The sequence below is a fragment of the Pseudomonas putida genome, from assembly GCF_028682455.1.
GTDB lineage: Bacteria > Pseudomonadota > Gammaproteobacteria > Pseudomonadales > Pseudomonadaceae > Aquipseudomonas > Aquipseudomonas putida_AA.
Genome location: NZ_JANHLD010000002.1, coordinates 1,186,297 through 1,211,085, shown reverse-complemented (window position 1 = coordinate 1,211,085; position 24,789 = coordinate 1,186,297). Strand labels below are relative to the sequence as shown.

Annotated in this window: 18 protein-coding genes; 17 read left to right on the top strand and 1 reads right to left on the bottom strand. The window is 65.4% G+C overall.

The window, feature by feature from the left end; all coding sequences use genetic code 11:
• Window positions 1-9: 9 nt before the first annotated feature.
• The 7 genes from NPS58_RS16040 to NPS58_RS16010 all read left to right on the top strand — a co-directional run bounded on the left by NPS58_RS16040 (window position 10) and on the right by NPS58_RS16010 (window position 9,221).
• Window positions 10-1,188: a lipid-transfer protein gene (locus NPS58_RS16040; RefSeq protein ID WP_274116331.1), complete on the top strand. Its 1,179-nt coding sequence runs from the start codon at window positions 10-12 to the stop codon at window positions 1,186-1,188.
• A 10-nt stretch (window positions 1,189-1,198) separates the two neighbouring features.
• Complete coding sequence (locus NPS58_RS16035; protein WP_274116330.1) at window positions 1,199-2,368, top strand: acyl-CoA dehydrogenase family protein; 1,170 nt, start codon at window positions 1,199-1,201, stop codon at window positions 2,366-2,368.
• 100 nt (window positions 2,369-2,468) lie between these two features.
• The gene (locus NPS58_RS16030; protein ID WP_274116329.1) at window positions 2,469-3,674 is read left to right on the top strand and encodes an acyl-CoA dehydrogenase family protein; all 1,206 of its coding nucleotides are present in this window, start codon (window positions 2,469-2,471) and stop codon (window positions 3,672-3,674) included.
• Window positions 3,671-4,825 carry an acyl-CoA dehydrogenase family protein gene (locus NPS58_RS16025; protein ID WP_274116328.1) on the top strand — a complete coding sequence of 385 codons (1,155 nt, stop codon included), beginning with the start codon at window positions 3,671-3,673 and terminating at the stop codon, window positions 4,823-4,825. Before NPS58_RS16030 ends, NPS58_RS16025 begins: the two co-directional genes overlap by 4 nt.
• A 12-nt stretch (window positions 4,826-4,837) precedes the next feature.
• Window positions 4,838-6,526, top strand: a complete 1,689-nt coding sequence (locus NPS58_RS16020; RefSeq protein ID WP_274116327.1) for a class I adenylate-forming enzyme family protein — start codon at window positions 4,838-4,840, stop codon at window positions 6,524-6,526.
• An 80-nt stretch (window positions 6,527-6,606) separates the two neighbouring features.
• Window positions 6,607-7,989: a DUF1329 domain-containing protein gene (locus NPS58_RS16015; RefSeq protein ID WP_274116326.1), complete on the top strand. Its 1,383-nt coding sequence runs from the start codon at window positions 6,607-6,609 to the stop codon at window positions 7,987-7,989.
• A 518-nt stretch (window positions 7,990-8,507) separates the two neighbouring features.
• A complete protein-coding gene (locus tag NPS58_RS16010; protein ID WP_274116325.1) occupies window positions 8,508-9,221 on the top strand; it encodes a TraX family protein in 714 nt (237 codons plus the stop codon).
• On the opposite strand, the gene NPS58_RS16005 is transcribed toward NPS58_RS16010, so the two are convergent.
• Window positions 9,211-10,581, bottom strand: a complete 1,371-nt coding sequence (locus NPS58_RS16005; RefSeq protein ID WP_274116324.1) for a spinster family MFS transporter — start codon at window positions 10,579-10,581, stop codon at window positions 9,211-9,213. The genes NPS58_RS16010 and NPS58_RS16005 overlap by 11 nt on opposite strands.
• 242 nt (window positions 10,582-10,823) lie before the next feature.
• On the opposite strand from NPS58_RS16005, the gene NPS58_RS16000 reads away from it, so the two are divergent.
• From NPS58_RS16000 to NPS58_RS15955, 10 genes are all read left to right on the top strand, one after another.
• On the top strand, window positions 10,824-11,909 hold the full coding sequence (locus NPS58_RS16000) for an alkene reductase (RefSeq protein ID WP_274116323.1): 1,086 nt from the start codon (window positions 10,824-10,826) through the stop codon (window positions 11,907-11,909).
• Window positions 11,906-13,759 carry a long-chain-acyl-CoA synthetase gene (locus NPS58_RS15995; protein ID WP_274116322.1) on the top strand — a complete coding sequence of 618 codons (1,854 nt, stop codon included), beginning with the start codon at window positions 11,906-11,908 and terminating at the stop codon, window positions 13,757-13,759. The genes NPS58_RS16000 and NPS58_RS15995 overlap by 4 nt, the downstream gene beginning before the upstream one ends.
• Window positions 13,752-14,837 carry an MBL fold metallo-hydrolase gene (locus tag NPS58_RS15990; protein WP_274116321.1) on the top strand — a complete coding sequence of 362 codons (1,086 nt, stop codon included), beginning with the start codon at window positions 13,752-13,754 and terminating at the stop codon, window positions 14,835-14,837. Before NPS58_RS15995 ends, NPS58_RS15990 begins: the two co-directional genes overlap by 8 nt.
• A gap of 68 nt (window positions 14,838-14,905) precedes the next feature.
• Window positions 14,906-16,573: a DUF1302 domain-containing protein gene (locus NPS58_RS15985; RefSeq protein ID WP_274116320.1), complete on the top strand. Its 1,668-nt coding sequence runs from the start codon at window positions 14,906-14,908 to the stop codon at window positions 16,571-16,573.
• Between the two features lie 99 nt (window positions 16,574-16,672).
• Window positions 16,673-17,884 (top strand): thiolase family protein, encoded by a 1,212-nt coding sequence (locus NPS58_RS15980; protein WP_274116319.1) that lies wholly within the window; start codon window positions 16,673-16,675, stop codon window positions 17,882-17,884.
• A gap of 5 nt (window positions 17,885-17,889) precedes the next feature.
• Window positions 17,890-18,831 carry an OB-fold domain-containing protein gene (locus tag NPS58_RS15975; RefSeq protein WP_274116318.1) on the top strand — a complete coding sequence of 314 codons (942 nt, stop codon included), beginning with the start codon at window positions 17,890-17,892 and terminating at the stop codon, window positions 18,829-18,831.
• A gap of 304 nt (window positions 18,832-19,135) precedes the next feature.
• Window positions 19,136-20,107 carry a WD40/YVTN/BNR-like repeat-containing protein gene (locus NPS58_RS15970; RefSeq protein WP_274116317.1) on the top strand — a complete coding sequence of 324 codons (972 nt, stop codon included), beginning with the start codon at window positions 19,136-19,138 and terminating at the stop codon, window positions 20,105-20,107.
• 10 nt (window positions 20,108-20,117) lie between these two features.
• The gene (locus NPS58_RS15965; protein ID WP_274116316.1) at window positions 20,118-22,535 is read left to right on the top strand and encodes an efflux RND transporter permease subunit; all 2,418 of its coding nucleotides are present in this window, start codon (window positions 20,118-20,120) and stop codon (window positions 22,533-22,535) included.
• Window positions 22,536-22,708: 173 nt separating this feature from the next.
• Window positions 22,709-23,944: a helix-turn-helix transcriptional regulator gene (locus NPS58_RS15960; RefSeq protein ID WP_274116315.1), complete on the top strand. Its 1,236-nt coding sequence runs from the start codon at window positions 22,709-22,711 to the stop codon at window positions 23,942-23,944.
• 69 nt (window positions 23,945-24,013) lie between these two features.
• Complete coding sequence (locus NPS58_RS15955) at window positions 24,014-24,781, top strand: SDR family oxidoreductase (RefSeq protein ID WP_274116314.1); 768 nt, start codon at window positions 24,014-24,016, stop codon at window positions 24,779-24,781.
• Window positions 24,782-24,789: the final 8 nt, after the last annotated feature.

Genomic DNA, 24,789 nt, shown 5'->3' with positions numbered 1-24,789 from the left:
GACACACAGATGACCGATTCATCGCTTGGCGGGCGCGCCGCCATTGTTGGCCTGGGCGCCACCGAATTTTCCAAGAACTCCGGGCGCACCGAACTGCGCCTGGCCCTGGAAGCCACCTTGAGCGCGCTCAAGGATGCCGGTATCGACCCCTCCGAAGTCGAGGGCTTCAGCTCCTACTCGGTGGACAAGGTGCCCGAGTACGAAATTGCCCGACTGCTGGGGTGCAAGGACGTCAAGTTCTTCTCCCAGGTGCCCCACGGCGGCGGCGCCGCCTGCGGGCCGGTGATGCATGCGGCCATGGCCGTGGCCACCGGCGTTGCCAAGGTGGTGGTGGTCTACCGGGCCATGAACGAGCGTTCCTGGTATCGCTTTGGTACCGGTACCTACGGCTTTGCCTCGACGCCGATCTTCGAGAACGTCAACTACGGCTGGTACATGCCCCACGGTTTCCACACCCCGGCGGCCTGGGTGGGCATGTTCGCCCAGCGCTACATGCACACCTACGGCGCCACGTCCGAAGACTTCGGTCGGGTGGCGGTGGCGGTGCGCGACTTTGCCGCCACCAACCCGGCGGCGTTCTTCCATGGCAAACCGATCACCCTGGAGGAGCACCAGGCCTCGCGCTGGATCTGCGAGCCGTTGCACCTGCTCGACTGCTGCCAGGAGTCCGACGGCGCGGTGGCCATGGTGATCACCTCGGCCGAACGCGCCCGTGACTTGCCGCAGAAGCCGGTGATCATCAAGGCCGGCTCCCAGGGCATCACCGATGGCCAGCAGATCATGACCTCGTTCTACCGTGACGACATCACCGGCCTGCCGGAGATGGGCGTGGTGGCCCGCGAGTTGTACCGCCAGTCGAAGCTCGGCCCGGACGACCTGCAGACCGCGGTGATCTACGACCATTTCACCCCCTTCGTACTGCCGCAGCTTGAAGAATTCGGCTTCGCCCGTCGCGGCGAGGCCAAGGAATTCATTCGCGCCGGCCACCACGCCCGCGGCGGCAAGTTGCCGATCAACACCCACGGCGGCCAATTGGGCGAGGCCTATATCCACGGCATGAACGGCGTGGCCGAAGCGGTGCGCCAGGTGCGCGGCACAGCGGTCAACCAGGTGGACGATGTGCACAACGTGCTGGTGACCGCCGGTACCGGCGTGCCCACCAGCGGCCTGATTCTCGGCGCGGCCTAAGGAGCAGCTCATGTTCGTCGATCTCACCCCCGAACAACAGGCGCTGCGCCACAAGGTGCGCGACTACTTCCAGGCCCTGATGACCCCGCAACTGCGCGAGCAACTGCGCGGCCAGGAGGGCGGCGAGCTGTTTCGCCAGACGGTGCGCCAGATGGGCCGCGATGGCTGGCTGGCGGTGGGCTGGCCCAAGGAGCACGGTGGCCAGGGCTACGCCGCCACCGAGCAGTTGATTTTCTTCGAAGAGGCCAACATTGCCGGTGCACCCCTGCCGTTCGTGACCATCAGCACCGTGGGCCCGGCGCTGATCGCCCATGGCAGCACGCAGCAGAAAGAGCGCTTTCTGCCCGGCATCGCCGGGGGCGAAATCATGTTCGCCATTGGCTACTCCGAGCCCGGGGCCGGCAGCGACCTGGCGGTACTCAAGACCACCGCGCGGCCCGAAGCGGACCACTTCGTGGTCAACGGCAACAAGCTGTGGACCTCGGGCGCGGAGTCGGCCGACTACATCTGGCTGGCGGCGCGTACCGACCCCACCCAGGCACGGCACAAGGGAGTGTCGATCCTGATTCTCGACACCCGTCTGCCGGGCTTTTCCAGCACCTTGATCCCGACCACCAGCAATCCCACCGCGGCCACTTACTACGACAACGTTCGGGTGCCCAACGACATGCTGGTGGGCGAACTGCACGGTGGCTGGAAGCTGATCACCGCCCAGCTCAACCACGAGCGCCTGGGCCTGGGTTCCTGGTCGGACAAGGTGGCCGGGCTGTTTCGCCGGGTCTACCTATGGGCCCGCTGCCGCGACGAGCAGGGCCACCGGGCGATGGACAGGGCCTGGGTACGCACCTCGCTCGCCGAGTGTTATGCGCGCCTGGAGGCCATGCGCCTGATCAACTTCCGTATTGCCGCCGACCTCGAACACGACCGCGTCGACGTGGCACTGGCCTCGACCACCAAGGTCTACGGCTCGGAGTCGGCCATCGAAATCCTGCGCAGGCTGTCGGCCATTGTCGGCGCCAACGGCTCACTGCGCAGCGGTTCGGCGGCGGCCTTGCTGCATGGCGACCTGGAGTACGAGGTGCGTGCCTCGGTGACCGTGACCTTTGGGGGCGGCACCAACGAGATCCAGCGTGAGCTGATCGCCCAGTTCGGCCTGGGCATGCCACGGCCGCAAAGGTAGGGGGGCTTGCCCCGCGATAGCGGTGTGTCAAACACCCGGTATCGCGGGGCGGGCTCGCTCCCACAGGCCACGCAACCCAACAACAATAAAGGTCAATCTCATGAGCACCATCGAGCAATTTCGGCACGACACCCGGGCTTGGCTTGAGGCCAATTGCCCGCCCTCCATGCGCACCGCCATGGGCGAGGGCGACGTGGTCTGGGGCGCGCAGCAGCCACAGTTCCCAAGCCCAGACGCGCAACTGTGGTTCGAGCGCATGCGCGACAAGGGCTGGTTCTGCCCCGAGTGGCCGCGGGAATACGGCGGCGCCGGCCTGAGCGCCGAGCAACTGGCGGTGCTCGAGAGCGAGATGCGCCGGCTCAAGTGCCGGCCGCCGCAGATCAACCTGGGGGTGTGGATGCTCGGCCCGGTGCTGCTGGAATTCGGCAGCGAGGAGCAAAAGCGCAGCCTGCTGCCGCCCATGGCCCGCGGCGAAGTGCGTTGGTGCCAGGGCTTTTCCGAGCCCAATGCCGGCTCCGACCTTGCCAGCCTGAAGATGAGCGCCCGCGATGCCGGTGACCACTTCGTGGTCGATGGCAGCAAGATCTGGACGTCCTATGGCGACAAGTCCGACTGGATGTACGCCCTGGTGCGCACCGACCCCAGCGCACCCAAGCACGAGGGCATCAGCCTGATCGTGCTCGACATGCGCAGCCCAGGGGTGAACCCGGTGCCGATCGATCTGATCAGCGGAAAATCGGCGTTTTGCCAGGTGTTCTTCGACGGCGTCAAAGTGCCCAGGCAGCAGTTGATCGGCCCGCTCAACGGCGGCTGGAACCTGGCCAAGCGCCTGCTGCAACACGAACGCAAGGCGATGTCCAAGTTCGGCGAGATCAGCCTGCCGTCCCACGTCGATCTGCTGGCCCTGCTGCGCGAGTACCTGCCGCAGCCACGCAGCCAGAGCGAGCATGGGTTGCAGGCGCGGGCAATGGCCTGCGTCATGAACGAGCGCAGCTACGACCTCACGGTGCAGCGCATGGGCCAGGCGGCCCAGGCAGGGGACGACATCAGCGGCCTGATGGCGATCATGAAGCTGGTGCACACCGAGCAGGAGCGCGACAAGTTCGAAGTGCTGCTCGACCTCATGGGCGGCCACGCCATGGGCTGGCAAGCCGATGCGTTCACCGAGCAGCAGCAAGCGATCACCCGCGGCTGGCTCAACAGCTATGCCCTGACCATTTCCGGCGGCGCGTCGGAGGTGCAGCTCAACGTAATCGCCAAGCGCGTGCTTGGCCTGCCCGATGCCAAGAAAGGAGTGACGCCATGAACCTGGTCTACAGCGACGAGCAGCGTTTGCTGGCCGACAGTGCGCGGGATTTTCTTGCCGCCCGTAGCCCGGTGAGTGCCCAGCGCCGGTTGCGTGACGAGGCCGGCGGTAGCGGTTTCGACCCGCAGCTGTGGCGCGATGCCGTGGCGCTGGGCTGGAGCGCCATTCCCTTTCCCGAACAGCTGGGTGGCCTGGATTTCGGTTGCATGGGCCTGGGGCCGATCTTCGAATCCATCGGCCGCAATCTTGCGGCCACGCCATTGTTGTCCAGCGTGGTACTGGGCGGCTCGCTGCTGCACCTGGCCGGTAGCGCCGCGCAGCAGGATCGCTGGCTGGCGCCGCTGATCGCAGGCGACCTGCGCCTGGCCCTGGCCCTGGACGAGCAGGCCCGCCATGCGCCGCAGGGCACTGTGCTTGAAGCGCGCGCCGACGGCGACGGCTATTGCCTGGAGGGCGACAAGTACTGGGTCCTCGATGGCCTGGGCGCCGATGCCTACCTGGTGGCAGCGCGGGTGGCCGGCATGGCGGGCGACGAGCAGGGCATCAGCCTGTTCCTGCTGCCGGCCAGTACCCCGGGGCTCACGTGCAGCGCCTTGCCGCTGATCGATGCGCGCAACTGCGCACGCTTGCGCCTGGAGCAGGTACGGGTGGGGCGCGATGCCTTGCTGGGGGAACCGGGCCAGGGCTGGACCAGCCTGGACCTGGCCCTGGACCGTGGCCGGGCGTGCCTGGCGGCCGAACTGCTGGGCGCTGCCGAGCAGTTGTTCGAGACCACCCTGGAATACCTGAAGACCCGTGTGCAGTTCGACACCCCGATCGGCAGCTTCCAGGCCCTGCAGCATCGCGCCGCCCAGCTCTACGTGGACCTGGCCCTGAGCCGCAGCGCGGTGATGGCCGCCTTGTCGGCGCTCGATGACAGCAGCCTGGACGCCGCTGCCCGTGGCCGGCTGGTCAGCCTGGCCAAGTGGAAGGCCGGCGATACCGCGCTCAAGGTCTGCAATGAGGCGGTGCAGATGCACGGCGGCATTGGCGTCACCGACGAGCTGGATGTGGGCCTGTACCTCAAGCGGGTGCGGGTGGCCCAGGCCTGCCTGGGTGATCGCGACTTTCATTGCGAGCGCTACGCGGCCCTGGCCCTGGCGAGCGCCTGAGCGGAGAACACTATGATCGAGCAACGCTGGCAAAGCGCCTGGGAGCAACTGATTGCTCCGGGCTCGCCTTTTGAAGTGGTGACACCGGCCGATGGTGGCCCGCGCTATTTTCGCCACGCGGCATCCGACCTGCTGCAGGTCATCGACGCTGCGCGGGTGCATGGCAACCGCGAGTTCGTGGTGTGGCAGGAGCAGCGCCTGACGTTCGACCAGTACTTCGACCAGGTCGATCGCCTGGCCGGGCAACTGGTGGGCAGTTACAACGTTCAGCCCGGCGAACGCGTGGCCATCGCCATGCGCAACCAGCCGGCCTGGTTGGTGGCCTTTGCCGCCATCCAGCGCTGCGGGGCGGTGTGCGTGCCGCTCAACAGCTGGGGCCTGCGCGAGGAGTTGCTGCACGGTGTGCAGGACAGCGGTGCCTGCCTGCTGCTGTGCGATGACGCCCGCCTGCAGGTGGTCGCCCAGGACCTGGCGGCGATCAATCTGCCGACCATTGTGGTCGGCGCCACGCCGGGCCTGGCACTGCCTGACCATTGTCGTCGCTACGAGTACCTGCTGGCCGCGCCGCCCTTGCCGGTGCCGACCCTGCAGCCGGATCCGGATGCCCCGGCACTGATCCTCTACACCTCAGGTACCACCAGCCGCGCCAAAGGGGTGTTGTCCAGCCATCGAGCGATCTGCCAGGCGCTGACCGCGCTGGAGTTCCAGGGCGCGCACTGTGCCATGAGTTCGCCGGAGCGCATTGGCGCGGTGATCGACAGCGGCTTTGCCCCCACCAGCCTGATTGCCGTGCCGCTGTTTCATGTCAGTGGCCTGCATGCGCAGTTCTTGCTGGCCCTGCGCACTGGCCGGCGCCTGGTGCTGATGTACAAGTGGGATGTAGAGCGGGCCCTGGACCTGATTCGCGACGAGCACTGCACCCAGTTCAACGGCGCGCCGGTGATGATGCAGCAACTGGTGGATTCGCCGCGCTTTGGTGGCGAGCACACCGCCAGTCTGTTCGGCCTGGGGCTGGGTGGTGGCGCCTCGACCAGCGGCCTGCTGGCCAGCATGAACGAGCGCAAACCCACGGCCATCGGCGGCAGCGGCTATGGCCTTACCGAGAGCAATGGCATCGGCGCGGCCGTAGGTGGCGACCAGTTCGTCTATAAGCCGGCCAGCTGTGGCTGGCCGTTGCCCATCGTCGATGTGCGTATCGGCGATGACCCGCAGCAGCCGTTGCCCAACGGCAGCAGCGGCCTGATCTGGCTGCGTTCGCCGACCCTGATGAACGGCTACTGGAACCTGGCGCAGGAAAGCGCTGCCGCCTTGCGCGGTGGATGGCTCGATACCGGCGACACCGGCTACCTCGACGAGGAGGGCTTCTTGTGCATCAGCGGCCGGATCAAGGACCTGATCAACCGGGGCGGCGAGAAGATCTCGGCGGCCGAGATCGAGGCCTGCATCGGTGAGATGCCGGGGGTGGAGGAGGCGGCCGCCTTCGCCATCCCGCATCCGCAACTGGGAGAGGCGGTGGCGCTGGCCGTGCGTGCCGTGCAGCACCTCGATGCCCAGGCCATCTGCACCTACATCGCTGAACGCCTGGCGGCCTACAAGGTGCCGGTGCGGGTGTTCCTGCACGCAGACCCGTTGCCGCGCAATGCCTCCGGCAAAGTGATCAAGAGCGAGCTGCAAAAAACCGCCGCACTGGCCGATTTTTAGTCTTTCCGGACGATGAATGCTGCGCCAGAACGCGAAGAATGAGCTGTACCCGAAAGCCTTATCAGCGAAGGAGGCAATACATGAAAATAACAACAACAGGTGTCGTGCTCGCGACCGCGATGGTGGTCAATACCGGTCTGATCGGTAGCGCACTGGCGCAGGTGTCGCCCCAGGAAGCAGACAAATTGGGCAAGGAGCTGACCTGTGTCGGCGCCGAACAGGCCGGCAACGCCGCCGGCACCATCCCGCCCTACACCGGCAAGTACCTGGGTGAGGTACCGGGCTGGAACCATGTGAAATTCTCCGGCGACCAGCCCGTGGACCCATACGCCGCAGAGAAGCCGATTCTGGTGATCACTGCACAGAACATGGCCCAGTACGAAGAGCACCTGACCGATGGGCAGAAAGCCCTGCTGAAGAAATACCCCACCAGCTACAAGATGAACATCTACCCGGGGCATCGGGATTTCCGCTACCCGGACTACGTCTGTAACCGGGCCAAGTACAACGCCCTGAACGCCAAGCTGGTCAACGACGGCCTGGGTATCGAAGGCCTCGGCCAGGTGCCGTTCCCGATTCCCAAGAACGGCATGGAGGTGCTGTGGAACCACCAATTGCCGGCTCGCGCCTACACAGAAGAGAAGATCAGCGACCTGGCCTCGGTGTTGCCCAACGGCAGCATCGGCTGGGGCCGCGCCCATGCGCGCAACCTGTCCCAGGCCAACTCGCCGACGGTCGAGCCCAAGACCGAAGACCGGATCCAGGCCATGAGCTACAACACCACCCTCAAGCCTGCGCGTGACAACGGCGTGATCAGCATCTCCCACGAACCCTACAACTTCGCCACCGATGCGCGGCAGGCGTGGAACTACAGCCCCTCGACCCGACGTGTGCGCCAGTTGCCGGGCTATGGCTACGACCAACCGATGATCGGCACCAACGGCACCATGATTGTCGACGAGGACCGCCTGTTCAACGGCGGGCCGGAGCGCTACACCTGGAAGCTGATCGGCAAGCGCGAGATCTACAGCCCGGCCAACGCCTTCAAGGCCAACGCTGCCAACGTCAAGTACGCCGAACTGCTGACGCCCAACCATCCCAACCCCGAGTACATGCGTTATGAACTGCGCCGGGTGTGGGTGGTGGAAGCCGACCTGAAGGAAGGCTATCGCCATGTGTATGGCAAGCGTGTGCTGTTTATCGATGAAGACACCTGGAACGCGGTGATGGCCGATAACTTCGATGCCCGTGGGCAGTTGTGGAAGCACGCCATGATCAACTACTACTACCACCCGGACATGAGTGGCTGGCAGGCCGGGTCGCAGTTTTTCATGGACTTGAACTCGGGGCAGTACACCGGGTATGGCATGACCAACGAGGCGAAGAAGGGGCCGATTCTCAACGAGTCCAAGTTCACGCCGGATATGTATACCGCGGATGCGGCACGGGCTATCGGTCGCTGAAACCATCGCAGGGCCCGTTCCCACCTCATGACCTCGGTGGAAGCGGGCTTGCCCCGCGATTGGGCCTTGAGTGTTGATCCTTTGATGAGGGTGATGTCGAGTCACCCTTTGCGCCCTCGCTGCGGTGTCGCTACGGGGCAATGCGAGCTACGAGTTGCAAGCGACTCTACGCTTCGCATCTTCGGCATTCGCCGAAGCGCTGCGCGCTAGCCCCTCCACGACACTTCCGTTCGGCCCTTTTGGTTAACGGGGCCTGAAGATCAAGAACACAATTCGCTACGCTCTTGCTGGCCTGTGGTGAACCTGCGGGAGTGGACATGTCCGCGATCGGCCGCAATTCAGACACCACTCGATAGGCAAGCCGCACCGGTCTCATCGCTGGCAAGCCAGCTCCCACTGGTTTGGTGTGCTGGTGAGCCCAGCCACCCAAACATTTCATTCCCTATTCCCTGCACGCTTGCGCTGGCTTCGGCTTTTCGATTTGCTGTGTGTTCTACGGCGATCGTTCAAGGGTGTACATGTCCTCCATCAAGCACCGCTCGGCAGGCCTCGATCTGGTCAAGTGGTTGGCCATGGTCACGATGGTGGCCGATCATTCGCGGTTTGTCTGGCCTTCGGCCGAGTGGCTGTTCGTTGTCGGTCGTCTCGCGTTCCCGCTGTTCTGCCTGGCCATCGCCGCCAACGTCGCGCGATCGGGAGCAGGGCAGGTGTTCAGCGCTGCCAATGGCCGTTATCTGGGCTGGATGCTGGTGTTCTCGGTGCTGTCGCAGTGGCCGTATCAGGTGCTGGATGTCGGCACTCGCACGTTCAATATCATGCCAACCCTGACCCTGGGGCTGTTGATGGCCTGGGGCTTTCATTACCCTGCCCGGGGCATGAGGTTGCTGGCCCTGGGGACGTTGCTGGTGTCATTGCTGGCGTCGGATGTGTTGATGTACGGCTGGCCGGGGGTGGTGCTGCCGTCGGCATTCCTGCTGGCGCTGCGCGGCGGCAGGGGCACCTGGCTGGTGCCCGGGTTTGTCGCGGTGATGGCTAACCTGAGCAACGACTGGTTGCGGGCCAATCTGGCCGAGCCGATCACGCTGATGACGATGGCGGCGGCAGGGTTGTCGGCGCCATTGGGGATGAGGATGCTACGCGGGCAGTATTCGATGCATGTCTGGCGGGTAGGGCGCTGGGGGTATTGGTTCTACCCCCTGCATTTGCTGCTGATTATCTGGGTTACGCGGTAGGTGCGGGTTTGATGCGTGAGGATGGGGTGGCCGTTGCCACCGTACCGCGGGGCAAGCCCGCTCCCACAGAGGCCTGGAGTTGGCGACGGTATGCTGGCAACGCCATCGCCAGGAAGATCGCCGCCAAGGCCAGCATCGATACCGACGCCGCCAGTGCATAGCGAAGGGATTCAGCCCCCAGGGTCGGCAGGAAAAAGTCGCTGAGCATGCCGATCAGCAACGGACCGACACCCACCCCGAGCAAGGTCATCGACATCACGAAGATCGCTGTCGCCTGGGCCAGGCGGGTGGCCGGGAACAGGTGGGTGATCGCGCCCAGGCACGGCGTTGCCCACCACACGCCAAAGAAGCCGAACACGCTGTAGAACAGGAACGCCGTCGGCACGTCGATGCCGCCGATCTGCAAGGCCGTGCCCTGCGGCCAGAGGAAGTAGGCCAGGGCGAACGGGATGCTGATCAGCGTGCCCAGCAGCGGTACACCGACCTGCCAGCCCACGTCGCGACGGGCCATGCGGTCGGTGACGATGCCGCACACCAGGGTGCCCAGGGTCGAGCCGGTACCGCCGACCACGCCGACCAGAAAGCCCGCCTGCTGGATGTTCAATCCGTGGGAGCGAATCAGGAAGCTCGGGCTCCAGGTGCCGATGGCGTAGCCGGCAATCGCCGCGGCGCCGCCGGTCAGTACCAGCCACAGGAACGACGGCGTCTTCATCAGCTCCTGCAGGGTCTTGACCCAGCCTTCATGCTGCGTGGCCACCAGGTGCGCCGGCACCGGCGCGGTTTTGGGGGTGCGCACGGTAAACAGCAACAGCAGGCCGAGGAAGATCCCCGGCGCGCCGATCAGCAAGAAGGCCAGGCGCCAACCGTGATGCTGGGCGATCCATCCGCCCAGGCCCAGGCCGACGATGGCACCCAGGCTTGAGCCGAGCATCAGCACCGCAAGGGCGGTGGAGCGGCGCCGCGCCGGGTACAGGTCCGAGACCATCGCCACCGACGGCGCGGTGCCGCCAGCCTCGCCAACTGCCACGCCGATGCGCGCCAGCACCAGCATCAAGAAGCTGCCGGCCACCCCGCAGAGCATGGTCATCAGGCTCCAGGCGATGCAGCTCAGCGCAATCACCGGCTTGCGTCCTATGCGGTCGGACAAGCGCCCCAGCGGGAAGCCGAACAGGGTGTAGAACACCGCGAACGTCACCCCGGAAAGCAGGCCGATGCCGGTGTCGGAAATGCCGAATTCGAGCTTTACCGGTTCGATGAGAATCGCCATCAACTGGCGGTCGATGTAGTTGAAGACATAGATCGCGGCAAGCACGAACAACGCATAGTGCGTGCGCCATGTCACAGGGGTCGAGGTCGTCACAGCGGGTGCTCCCGGTCTTGTTCTAGTCGGCAGATCGTCGGGGGTTGAGCAGGGTAATTCATCGTCCGTTCAGACCAGTTCTGCAGACTTCCCGCCTGCCGGCAAATCTAGTCTCGACGGACGATGTTTCGTCTCGGCCGTGGGTCAATCATTCAGCCCATCTTCGGCGTTTCACCAATCCCTGCCGCCGTGCAGCGCGATTCTGGCACGGCCGGAACATTCCAAGAAGTGAAGGAGCTGACATGAGCATCTTGTTCGAGCCGCTGCGACTGGGCGACCTGCAACTGGCCAATCGCATTGTCATGGCGCCGATGACCCGCAGCCGTGCCGGCAGCGATGCGCTGCCGGGCGCCGAGATGGTCGAATACTACCGCCAGCGTGCCAGTGCCGGGCTGATCGTGGCCGAAGGCACCGCGCCGTCGGCCAATGGCCTGGGCTATTGCCGCACCCCGGCAATCTACAGCGTTGAACAGATTGCCGCCTGGCGCCGGGTGACCGATGCGGTGCATGAGCGTGGCGGCCAGATCGTGCTGCAGCTGATGCATGTGGGCCGCGCGGCCAGCCACCACAACAAGCCGCGGGGCGCGGGCACCGTGGCGCCTTCGGCACTGCGCGCCAACACCCGGTTGTTCACCGATATCGCCGGAATGGTGGACACCGATACACCCCAGGCCCTGACCCTGGACGGCATCAATGCGGTGATCGGCGAATACCGACAGGCGGCACTCAATGCCCGCGATGCCGGGTTCGATGGCGTCGAACTGCACTGCACCAGCGGCTACCTGCCGATGCAGTTCATGGCCTCGGGCAGCAACCAGCGCGAAGACGCCTACGGCGGCAGCGCGGCCAACCGGGTGCGCTTCGTCAAGGAAGTGCTCGAGGCCATGGCCGCCGCCATTGGTGCCGGCCGGGTGGGCTACCGCCAGTGCCCGGGCAACCCCTACAACGACATCTGCGATGCCGCCCCGGCCGAAACCGCTGCTGCCCTATGCGCCGCCGTGGCGCCGCTGCGCCTGGCCTACCTGCATATCATGCGCTCGCCGGTGGCAGGGCTCGATGCCTTTGCCCTGGCACGCCTGCACAGCGATTGCGGCCTGATTCTGAACGACGGCTTCGATGGGCCGTCGGCCCAGGCTGCGCTGGAGGCGGGCGAGGGCGATGCGGTGTCGTTCGGTCGGCACTTCATCGCCAACCCGGACCTGGTCGAGCGCCTGCAACGCGGCGTGCCGCTGGCCGGATTCGACCGCCACACGCTCTACACCCCAGGCGCCAAGGGCTATTCGGATTACCCCGCCTACCAGGCCGCGACCCTGGAGGTGACGCCATGAACCTGCCGCAACGGGTGAGCCCGGCGGCTGCGGCGCCAGTGCCCCGCGCACAGACCCAGGCGCTGCTCGATCGCCGCGCCGCGGCCAGTGCGCAGATCAAGCCACGCGACCTCTACACCCTGGCCGACCGCTTCGAAGACCAGGTCCGCGAACAGGGCCAGCGGCCTTTTCTGATCTATGCCGGCCAGCCGCTGAGCTACGCGCAGATCGACGCCCAGGCCAACCAGATGGCCCACACGTTTTACGCCAAGGGCCTGCGCGCCGGTGATGTGTGCGCGCTGGCGATGGAAAACCGCCCGGCGTTTTTCTGCACCTGGTTCGGCCTGGTCAAGCTCGGCGTGGTGGTGGCGTTCATCAACACCCAGGTCACCGGTCGAGCACTGCTGCATGCCCTGGACACCACTGCCGCCAAGGCCATGGTGGTGGGCGAGGAGTGCCTGGCCAACCTGCAGGCCACCGACGAGCTGCCCAATCTTGCCTACTGGCTGGTGCCCGATGCCGAGAACCCGTGGACCGGCCCGCTGCCCCGGGGCGTGGACGGCCACTTCGCCGCGCGCCTGCACAGTGCCCCGGCCACCACTTTCCCACGGGAGATGCGCGCCGGTATCGAGGCCCAGGCCACGACCTTGCTGATCTTCACCTCCGGCACCACTGGCCTGCCCAAGGCCGCGCGCTACAGCCACATGCGCTGGATGTCGTCTGGCGATGTGATGGAAGCGACCCTGCCGGCCACTTGCGAAGACGTGTTCTATTGCTGCCTGCCGCTGTACCACGGCGCTGCGGCCACCTCGGTAACCTCCACCGCGCTGCGCGCCGGCGCCAGCATCGTGGTGCGGCGCAAGTTCAGCGTGCGCGAGTTCTGGAAGGACGTGCGCCAGTACCGCATCAGCGTGTTCCAGTACATCGGTGAAATCTGCCGCTACCTGCTCAACCAGCCGGTGGTTGCCGGTGAGCGCGAGCACAGCTTGCGTTGCATGCTCGGCGCCGGTTTGACGCCCGAGTCGTGGCAGCGTTGGCTGGAGCGTTTCGGGCCGATCCAGATCTTCGAAGGCTGGGGGGCCACCGAGGCCAACGCCAACCTGATCAACGTCGACAACTACCCCGGCTCCTGTGGCCGGGTGCCGGACTGGAGCCGCACCAACCTGCGCCTGGTGCGCTACGACATCGAGAACGACTGCCACCCGCGGGACGAGCAGGGCTTCTATCAGCTCTGCGAAGTGGGCGAGGTAGGCGAGGCCATGGGCTTTATCGTCGACCACCCCGAGATCGGGGGCGGGCGTTTCGAGGGTTACACCTCGGCCGAGGCCAGCGAAAGCAAGATCCGCCGCAATGTACTGCGCGAAGGCGATGCCTACTGGAGTTCGGGCGACCTGCTGCGCCAGGACGCCGATGGCTATTGCTACTTCGTCGACCGTATCGGCGACACCTTCCGCTGGAAGAGCGAGAACGTCTCGACCCAGGAAGTCGCCGATGCCCTGGGTGATTTCCCGGGCCTCGAACTGATCAATATCTATGGCGTGCAAGTGCCCGGCCACGAAGGTCGCGCCGGCATGGCGGCGGTGCTGATGCAGGCGGGTCAGGGCTTCGACCCCGAGGCGTTCTATGCCCTGACCGACAGGTGCCTGCCGCGCTATGCCGCGCCGGTGTTCGTGCGGGTCAGCGCTGCGGCCGATCTCACCAGCACCTTCAAGCTGCGCAAGGTCGACCTGCAACGCCAGGGCTATTGCCCCGATGCCTGCAAAGACCCGCTGTTTATCCGCGACGAGCAGTCGCGCAGCTATCAGCCGTATTCGGCCCAGGTGCTGCAACGCGCCGGCCTGCTGCCTTTTGCAGGTGCCCATCATGGCTGACCTTGATGCCAGCGGTGCTGAAGTGCGCGACGGCCTGCGTTATCCCTGGTCACAACCACCGGCCAGCGGCCAGGTGTGCGAGGTGGCCGCCGGGGTGTTCTGGCTGCGCATGCCGCTGCCGTTTCGCCTCGACCACATCAATCTCTACCTGCTGCAGCACGCGGACGGATGGGTGGTGGTCGATACCGGCATGAACACCGCGCAGACCTTCGAGGTCTGGGAGCAGGTGTTCAGCGAGGTGTTCCAGGGGCAACCGGTGCAGGCGGTGATCTGCACCCATTTTCACAGTGACCATGCCGGTGTGGCGGCCTGGCTCACCGAGCGCTTCGCCTGCCCGCTGTACATGACCGCCGCCGAATTCCAGTGGTTGCATGTGCAGGTGCCGTCTGGCCAGCCACCGGCCCGGGCCTTCGTCGATTTCTACCGCAAGGCCGGGTTCAGCACCGAGCAGGCCGGCGAGTACTTCGCTGCCGTGCAGAACAAGCATTTTCACCCCTTGCCCTGCACCGGCTTTCACCGTCTGCGCCAGGGCAGCGAGCTGCACATCGGCGAGCGTCGCTGGCAGGTGCTGGTCGGCAACGGTCACTCACCCGAGCACGCCTGCCTGTACAGCGCCGAGGAAGGCCTGCTGATTTCCGGCGACCAGGTGCTGCCGCGCATCACCTCCACGGTCGGGGTGCAGGCCACCGAGCCCGAGGCCAACCCCTTGCGGGACTGGCTGGAGTCGATCGAACGGCTGCGGGCGCTTCCCGACAACGTGCTGGTGCTGCCGGCCCACGAACGTCCCTTTTTCAACCTGCATCCGCGCCTGGACCAACTGGCGGCCCATCACCAGGGCCACCTGGCGCGATTGCTGGACAGCTGTGACGAGCCGCGCAGCGCGCTCGAGCTGATGGCGGTGTTGTTTCCCAGGCTGTCAGGTCGTTTCGACGAGCTGATGGCCCTGGGTGAGACCTTGGCACATGCCAATTACCTCATGGCCGAAGGCGCCCTGGTGCGCGAGGAACACGGGGGGCTGCTGCGGTACCGGCGCGCCCCGGCGGGGGCCAAGGCTCCCGACCCGCTGCGGGTGTTCTGAGCACACCGGCGTAGCGGTCATGGTGAACAGTCCAGGCGGCCTTGGGGTTGCCCTTCAGGAGAGTCAGTGTGAATTACAAGAACAACAATAACTGTACTGGCCTTGGCGCGCATGGTGTCCAGGCCGCAGGCCTGGCGGTGGCCGTGGCGTTGGCGTCAACACCGGCATGGTCGGGGGAAACCTTCGAGTTCGACAACGGCGCCACCCTCGACTGGTCGGTGACCACCAGCTACGGCCTGGGTGTGCGCGTGGGCAAACCCAGTGACCGGCTGATGGGGATCAACGCCGACGACGCCAACCGCAACTTCAACCAGGGCAGCCTGACCACCAACCGCATCGGCGCGCTGGGCGAGATGATCCTGCGCAAGGACAACTACGGCGCCGTGGTGCGCGCCAGTACCTTCTACGACGATGTCTACCACCAGGACAACGACAACGACTCGCCGCAAACCGTGAACAAGGACGGGCGCAACGACGAGTTCACCAGCCGCACCAAGTACTACAGCGGCGGTCGCACCCGCCTGCTCGATGCCTATGTGTTTGGCGGCTGGCGGTTCGAGAACGACACCATGCTCGACGCCAAGGCCGGCCGGCATATCGAATCGTGGGGTGAAAGCCTGTACTACCCCGGCGTCAACGGCGTGCAGAACCCCTCCGATGCGGTCAAGGCCGCCCAGCCCGGGGTCGAAGTCAAGGAAATCCTCCTGCCGGTGGGGCAGTTCTCCGCCTCGTACCGGATCAACCCGCAGATCACCTTCGGTGCCTACGTGCAGTACGAGTGGAAGGGTACCGAACTGCCGCCGGTGGGCAGCTACCTGTCGGGCAGCGATGTAGTCGGCCCTGGCCGGGAATTCATCCGTACCGCCAACGGCAACGTACGCTACCAGGGCACCGACGAGCCGCGCGACGATGGCCAGTGGGGCGTGCAGGTGCGCTACCGACCGGTGCCGGCCATCGAGCTGTCGCTGTTTCACGTCAACTACCACGACAAGAACCCGGCTACCGCGCTGGTGGGCTACAACGCGGTACCGCTGGGCAACGGCCAGTTCGCCTTCGCCACCAACGGCTATCGCATCGAGTACTTCGAAGACATCAAGCTCACCGGCCTGAGCCTCTCCACCAAGGTGGGTGATACCCAGATCGGTGCCGAGTGGTCGTACCGCGATGGCGCGCCGATCATGGTCAACACCGGGCTGGGCCCTGTGCCGGCCAAGGGCAAGGGCCAGCAGATGCAAGTGTCGGCCATGCGCATTCTTGGCGATCGCCCCTGGGCCAGCCAGACCACATTGACCGCAGAGATCATTCACGTACGCGCCGACAGCGTCGACTCGGCCTCGGCGGCCCCGAACCTGCAAGGCGTCAACCTGCTGCCTTCCCTGGCGCCCATGGTGGGAGAATCCGATGACTACACCTACAAGAACAGCTCAGCCTGGCGCAGCAAGGACTCCAGCGCCTACACCGTCGGTGCCTCGTTCAGTTATCCGGGGGTTTTCCAGGGCTGGGATCTGGAAGTGCCACTGCGATTCTCCAACGTGTTCAGTGGCTCATCACCCATGGCCGGCAGCATCGCAGGCGTTCAAGGCGACCGCCGCTACAGCGTCGGCACCACCTTCAAGTACCTGATCAACCTGGAAGTGGCCCTGACCATGATCGGCTACCTGGGCTCGCCAGACCCGGTCAAGCGGCCCATGGCCGACCGTGACTACGCCACCTTCTCGATGAAATACACCTTCTAATCCTGTGCAGGAGCAGGCTTGGCCCGCGATCGCGTTGCGCCTGGCACGACGCTATCGCGGGGCAAGCCCGCTCCTGCGCCTATGCAATCGGGGACATTTATGGGACTCAAGGGACACGCCGCCATCGTCGGCACCGCGCAGTACAAACCGGAAAAATACGCCACCGCGCCGCGTATGTTCCACCTCGAGCAGGTCGCCGACCTGGCGGCCCAGGCCCTGCGTGATGCCGGCCTGCGCGCCGAGGACATCGACGGGCTGGTGATCAACGGCCCGCACTTTCACGAAGCCTCGGTGTTCGTGCCGGCCATGGCGGCCGAGTACCTGGGCCTGCAGTTGAACTTCGCCGAAGTGGTGGACCTGGGCGGCTGTACCGCGGCAGGCATGGTCTGGCGCGCGGCCGCCGCCATCGAGCTGGGCCTGTGCCAGGCGGTGCTTTGTGTGCTGCCGGCACGCATGGCGCCGCTGGGGCCGGATGAAGACCCAAGCTGGATGGCCCGTGCCATGCGCTTTGGCGGACATAGCACCGCCTACGGCGCGCCGGAGGCCGAGTTCGACCTGCCGTACGGGCACATGGGCCAGAACACCGGCTATGCCATGATCGCCCAGCGCTATGCGGCCCAGTACGGGTATGACCCGCGGGCCATGGCCAAGATTGCCGTGGACCAGCGCACCAACGCCCAGTTCAACGACCAGGCGATGTTCTGCGGCCAACCCCTGAGCATCGAGCAGGTGCTGGCGAGCAAGAAGGTCGCCGACCCGTTGCATGTGCTGGAAATCGTCATGCCGGTAGCCGGTGGCGCGGCGCTGATCATCACCTCCCGCGAGGTGGCGGCGCGTACCCGCAAGCGCCCGGCGTACATCACAGGCTTTGGCGAACACCTGGCGTTCAAGTCGCCGTCCTATGCCAGGGACATGGTCCACACCCCGATAGGCCCGGCCTCGCAACGGGCCTTCGCGATGGCCGGGCTCAAGCCGACGGACATGCACGCGGCGCAGATCTACGACTGCTACACCATCACCGCCTTGCTCACCCTGGAAGATGCAGGTTTCTGCGCCAAGGGCGAGGGCATGGCCTTCGTGCGCGAGCACGACCTGACCTGGCGCGGCGATTTCCCCATGAATACCCACGGCGGCCAGCTCAGCTTCGGCCAGGCCGGCTCGGCCGGAGGAATGTCCCAGGTGATCGAAGCGGTCACCCAGATTGCCGGCACGGCCGGTGAACGCCAGCTATCGCGCTGCGACAACGTCTACGTCTCCGGTACCGGTGGCGTGATGAGCGAGCAGGGCGCATTGATTCTCCAGGGAGCCTGACGACCATGTCCAACAACAAACCGATGCCGCTGGCCACTGAAATTTCCGCGCCGTTCTGGGAAGGTCTCAAGGCCCGCAATGTGCTGATCCAGCAGTGCAACGCCTGCAGCCAGTGGATCTTCTACCCGCGCAGGCATTGCCCGGCGTGCCTGGCCCACGACCTGAGCTGGCGTGCGGTCGGTGGTGGTGCCACGCTGTACAGCTACACCGTGACGCGCATCGCCACCTTGCCCGACTTTGCCGACGAGATGCCGCAGAAACTGGCGGTGGTGGAGCTCGACGAAGGGGTGCGGATCAATACCAACCTGGTGGGCCTGGAGGAGGACGAAATCCACATCGGCATGCGCCTGCAGCCGGTGTTCGCCGAAGTCGACGCCAAGGGCAACCGTCTGCTGCGCTTTACCGGCAGCGACAAGGACGCGGCGGCGTTCGAGTCGTTCCAGGTGCAAGACAGCGCACCGACCGAGGCGCCTGCGGCGGTGCGGCAGATTGCCGTGGATGATGCCGAGGGGTTGCAGGCACTGGTCAGTGAGCAGTTCAGTGACTGGAGCAATAGTGTGCTGGTGGATCAGGCGTTGATCGACGCTTTTGCCCAGTTGTCGGGGGATGACTACTGGATTCACACCGACCCGCAGAAGGCCCGGCTGCAGAGCCCGTTCGGCGGCACCATCGCCCACGGCGCGCTGGTGCAGGTGCTGCAGTCGCGAATGAAACTGGCGCTGGGCTTCGAGATCACCGGGTTCACCACCCAGATCAACTACGGCTCCGACCGTTTGCGCTTCCCGGCGCCAGTGCCGGCCGGAGCGCGGATCCATGCGCGGGCACGGGTCAAGGCTGTGCAGGTGCAACCTCGGGGTACGCAACTGACCCTGGAGCTGCACACCCATGTGCTGGGGCAGGAGCGACCGTCGGTGATCAATGATCTGGTGATCTTGTACCAGGCGTGATAGCGGCGCGATCGCCGGCAAGACCAGCTCCCACTCCCGCTCCCACCTCTGTATGTGTTCACAGCACCTGTGGGAGCGGGCTTGCCCTGCGAGAGGCCGTTATGCCGGCCGCGACTTTGAATAGGGCATTCATGCCTTTTTGTAAGCCGTTTGGACGATGTTTCCAAGCCGCCTTCCCGCGAGTATCGACTGCAGGCAATGCCCCCTTCACGCCCCGTGCAGCCCGCGCGGGAGCGCAGCAGAACAAGAGGATTGGCCGCATGAATGTCCGTGTGTACCTGTGTCATGAAACGGAGCGACCTCTATGCGCTCGTTGATCGGTTACCTGGTGTGCCTGGTGGTCGCTGCCACCATCGGGTTCGCCTTCGCCCCCCGTACTGCCCCCGAACCCGTGGATGAGCCCCTGCGTACCGACCGCGTGCAGATCAATGCCTTGCTCAAGCAAGGCGATCATGTGCTGGCAGTCGGCGAGCGCGGCAGCATCCTGCGCAGCGTCGACCAGGGAGTGAGCTGGCAAGCGGCTGGCGTACAACCCCAGCGCAATGTGGCCCTCACCGCCCTGGTCGATCTCGGCCAGCAGCGCTTGCTGGCTGTGGGGCACGACGGCTGGATCCTGCGTTCCACCGACGGCGGCAGCCACTGGCAGGAAGTTCGCCACGACGACACCCTCGGCGAGCCGCTGCTGGGCGCCTGGTCGGCCGGCGGCGAGCGGGTGCTGGCCTATGGCAGTTTCGGCAAGTTCTACCAGTCCGACGATGCCGGGCTCACCTGGCACACCCTGGCCCTGGATGTCGACAGCGCCCACCTCAACAGCATGGACGGCGGTGCGGACGGCCGGCGCATGCTGGTCGGCGAGCAGGGCCTGGTGCTGCGCAGCCGCGATGACGGCCTGCACTGGCAGACGCTACCGGCCTTTTACAACGGTTCGCTGTTTGGGGTGGTGCGCCTGAGTGCCGATCAGTGGGTCAGCTACGGCATGCGCGGCAATGTGTTCGTCAGCCACGACTTTGGTGACAGCTGGACCCAGGTCAAGGTCGGCAATCAACTGCCGCTGTACGGCCATGTGCGCCTGCCCGACCAGGGCGGTCTGCTGATCGTCGGCGCTGGTGGTTCGCTGGTGCGGCTGGATGGTCGCGGTCAGTTGGTCGGCGTGGGTCGCCTGGCCGGTCTCGGCACGCTGACCTCGGCGGTCATGCTCGGCTCGCGCTTGCTGGTAGGTGGCGAGCGTGGGGTGTTCCAGGATTCCGGTGGCAGCGTTGCCGCCCTTGGCAAGTGAGAGGCGGGCAATGAATCAAGCTAAAAGCTGGGTGACGCGCAGTGTCGAGCGTATCGCCGATTACCTGATGGCATGGCGCAAGGGCCTGCTGGTGCTGTTCGTGCTGCTGACCCTTGGCCTGGGCTACAGCGCCACCCATACCCACCTGGACCCGGGCTTCAGCAAGCAGATCCCGGTGCGCCATGAGTTCATGGTCAACTTCCTGCGCTTCAGCCAGTACTTCACCGGCGCCAACCGCTTCCTGGTCAGCGTGCACTGGAAGGGCGAGGGCGACATCTACAATGCCCAGTTCCTCGACACGCTGCGCAAGGTCAGCGACGAGGTGTTCTTCATCTCCGGGGTCAATCGCGCCAGCGTCACTTCGTTGTTCACCGCCAACGTACGCTACATCGAAATCACCGAAGAGGGCTTTTTCGGTGACGTGGTGGTGCCGCCACGCTTCGACGGCTCGGCCCGCGACCTGGCCCAGGTGCGCAGCAACGCCGCGGCCTCCGGGCAGATCGGTCGGCTGGTGGCCAACGACCTGAAATCGGCGATGGTGCGCGCCGACCTGCAAGACCTCGATCCGCAAACCGGCAAGCCGGTGGACTACGCCCAGGTCGCCCAGCACCTGGAAGACATCCGCGCCAAGTACGGCAACGACCAGATCGAGATCAATATCGTCGGCTTCGCCAAGCTGGTGGGCGATGTGGTGGAAGGGCTGATGACGGTGATCGGCTTTTTCGTGGTGGCCTTCGTGATCACCGGTGTGCTGCTGTGGATCTACTCGCGCTCGCTGCGCCTGACCGTGGTGGCCCTGGTGGTGGCGCTGCTGCCGGTGGTCTGGCTGCTGGGCCTGCTGCCTTTGCTGGGCCTGGGCATCGACCCGATGTCGATTCTGGTGCCGTTTCTGATTTTCTCCATCGGTGTTTCTCATGCGGTGCAGATGACCAACGCCTGGAAGCAGGAAGTGATGGCCGGGCGCAACTCGGTGCAGGCGGCCCACGGCGCGTTCTGCAAGATCTTCATTCCCGGCTCCCTGGCGTTGCTGATGAATGCCCTGGGTTTTGCCGTGATCATGTTGATCGACATCCCGATCGTGCATGAGCTGGGGGTTACCGCCTGCATCGGGGTGATGCTGATGATCGCGACCAACAAACTGATGCTGCCGGTGATCATTGCCTACCTGCGCCTGGAGCCTTCGGTATTGGCCCGTGCCAAGGCCGACGACGGCACCCGCCACCGCCTGTGGTGGCGCCTGTCGGCGCTGGCCGAACCGAAGCCGGCGCTGGGCGTGTTCGCCTTGAGCCTGTTGCTGCTGGCGGCGGGTGCCTACAAGTCTCGTGACCTGGCAGTGGGCGATATCGGCACCGGTGCGCCGGAGCTGCGCGCCGATTCGCGCTACAACCTCGACAACCAGAAGATCGTCGACAGCTACTCCATCGGCCTGGACGTGCTCTCGGTGTTTGTCGAGGTCAATGGCATCGAGGAGGGCTGCCTGTCGCCAGCGGTGATGCGGGCGGTGGAAGCCTTCGATTTTCGCATGCGCGCGGTCAATGGCGTGCAGTCGGTGCAGAGCGTGGCCGGCAAGGGCAAGATCGTGATTGCCGGCAACAACGAAGGCAATCCGCGCTGGGCGGCCATCCCGGGGTCGGCCCGCGGCTTGAGCCAGGGTGCCCGTGCCTACATGCCCGACGACGGCATGGTGACCGACGGCTGCCAGCAAATGGAGATCCTGGTGTTTCTTGCCGATCATGAAGGCGCCACCATCAGCCACGTGCTGGGCGAGGCGCAGCGCATCATCAGGCAGGTCGGCACTCCGGAGCTCACCTTCTACCTGGCCGGCGGCAACGTCGGGGTGATGGCGGCGTCCAACGAGGCGGTCAAGCATGCCGAGGTGTTCATGCTCGCCGCGCTGTTCGGTTCGGTGGCGCTGTTCTGCTGGCTGACCTTTCGGTCGTTGCGCGCCGTGCTGTGCATCCTGGTGCCGCTGGCGATCGTCGCGATTCTCTGCAATGCGCTGATGGCGCTGCTGGGCATCGGCCTCAAGGTCGCCACGCTGCCGGTGATGGCTCTGGGCGTCGGGGTCGGGGTCGACTACGGCATCTACCTGTACGAGCGTATCCAGCACGAAATGGCTGCCGGCGCCGACCTGCGCGAGGCCTTCTACCAGGCCATGTGCCAACGCGGTACGGCGGCGGTGTTCACCGCCCTGACCATGTCGATCGGGGTGATCACCTGGGCCTTTGCACCGCTCAAGTTCCAGGCCGACATGGGTGTGCTGCTGTCGTTCATGTTCCTGGTCAACGTGCTGGGGGCGATCTTCCTGTTGCCGGCGCTGGCGGCCTGGTTCAACCGGGGTCGCCGACTGGTGGTGGCCCGCCCTGCGGCGAAGCAGCCGGCGCAGGGGGAGTACTGCCTGAAGTCGAGCCCGGCGGCGCGAAAATAAACTTCGCTGGCCTACTTGTGGAGAAGTTGGAGTCACTGGAGACTGGCGTTGGCCTCACGAGGCGAGCCCGCTCCTGCAAGGATGGAGGGAGCGGGCGTGCCCCGCGATCTCAGCCGAAATAATAACAATAACAAGGGAAGGCCACCGGGCCTTACCCGAGCAAGGAGACGACTGTGGAAAATCCCGTGTTGACTCACGATGCACTGGCCGAGCTGGGCCTGGACCTTGGCGGCTACGACCGCCTGGTTGGCGACATCTATGATGGCGCCCTCGACCCCAGGCCCATGGCACATACCCTCGAAAACCTGCGCCAGGCCTTCCAGGCCAACTACGTTACCCTCATCCTGCGGGTGCCCGACCAGCCCGACATGGGCGTGATGATCATCGCCGGCGACATCGAAGGCGAGGGCGAGGTCATCTACATGGCCTATCCCCAGGCCCATACGCCGTTCAGCGGCCAGCCACTGGACCAGGTGGTCACCATCGACGACATCATGACCTCGGCCCAGTGGGAGCAAGACCCCTACTTCAAGATGTACTGCAGCCAGCAGAACGTCTATCACGTGATGGGCGCCGACATCTCCACCCCCGACAGCGGCAAGTTGCGCTTTCGCATCACCCGGCCCAAGTCGTCCCCCAACTTCTCGCTCAGTGACCGGGCCTTGTGCGCCAGCTTCATTCCGCACCTGCGCCGGGCCCTGAACATCCACAACCTGCTCGATCGCAGCGAATCGCTCAGCGAACTGTACTCCCAGGCCATCAGTCGCCTGTCGGTGGCCACCCTGGTGCTGGACGAGAGCGGCAGTGTGCTGCGGGTGAACCCGGTGGCGCAGAACATTCTCGCCGGCGGCGATGGTCTCAAGCTGGTGGGTGGGCGCCTGGAAGCCACCTACCCCAGCGACAACCGCGAACTGCAGCGACTGATTCGTGGCGCCTTCGCCCAGGACACGGTCAAGACGGCCGAAGCCATGTCGGTGACCCGACCCTCCGGGCAGGTAAACCTGGGCCTGGTGGTCGAACCCATTCCGTCCATGGACTGGGCCGATGAAAAGGGCAAGCCGGCGGCGCTGGTGTACATCCGCGATGCGGCGAGCAAGTCGCTGGCCAGCGAGGTGGTCACCAAGCAGCTGTTCAACCTGACCAAGGCCGAAACTGCCCTGGCCATGGAGCTGGCCAACGGCCAGTCGCTGGAAGAGGCGGCCGAAATGCTCAACATCCGTCGCAACACGGCCCGTGCGCACCTGCGCTCGATTTTCTCCAAGACCGGGGTGCGTCGCCAAACGGAGCTGGTACGCATCCTCCTCAACAGCGTGGTGGCGCTGGGTAAGCCACAGGCGACCCTCAAGGTCGCGGCTAAACCCAAGGTCCAGGTTCCGCCCCTGACCCTGGCCACCCGTCGCCAGGCGTAGTCCGCACGGACGATGCTGGCGCGGGGCAGGGCTTTGGATACTGCTTGCACCACTCATGGAGATTGATCTATGCCAGTAACAGCTATCACCGGCAGCGCCTCGGGGATTGGCGCCGCCGTCAGCGTCGCGCTGCGCGCCGCCGGCCACCGGGTTATCGGAATCGACCGGGCCAATGCCGAGGTGCTCGCCGACCTGTCCACTGCCAGTGGCCGTGAGGCGGCCATCGCCGCGGTGCTCGAGCAAAGCGAAGGCGTACTCGACGGCCTGGTGTGCTGCGCGGGCGTTGGCGTCACTGCGCTGTCGTGCAGCCTGATATTGTCGGTCAACTACTTCGGCGTCAGCCAGTTGCTCGACGGCCTGGCCGGCGCGCTGGCCAAGGGCAGCCAGCCGGCGGCGCTGGTGATTGGCTCGGTGGCCTCGACCCAGCCAGGCGCCGACCAGCAACCGATGACCGAAGCGCAGTTGGCCGGCAACGAAGCCGACGCCTGCGCCCTGGCCGATGCCCTGGGCCAACCCCATATGGCCTATGCCAGCTCCAAGTACGCCATCACCCAGCATGTGCGCAGCCTGGCCAAACCCTGGGCCGAGCAGGGCATTCGCCTGAACGTGGTCGCCCCCGGCGCCGTACAGACGCCCCTGCACCAGGCCTCGCTGGACGACGCCCGCTTCGGCAAGGCGGTGCGCGATTTCGTCGCCCCGCTAGGACGTGCCGGCACCCCCGAAGAAATCGCCAACCTGGTGGCCTTCCTGCAATCGTCGCAGGCGACCTTTATCCACGGCAGCGTGGTGTTCATCGACGGCGGCATGGATGCCATGGTCCGCCCGCAACGCTTCTAGAAGGAAAT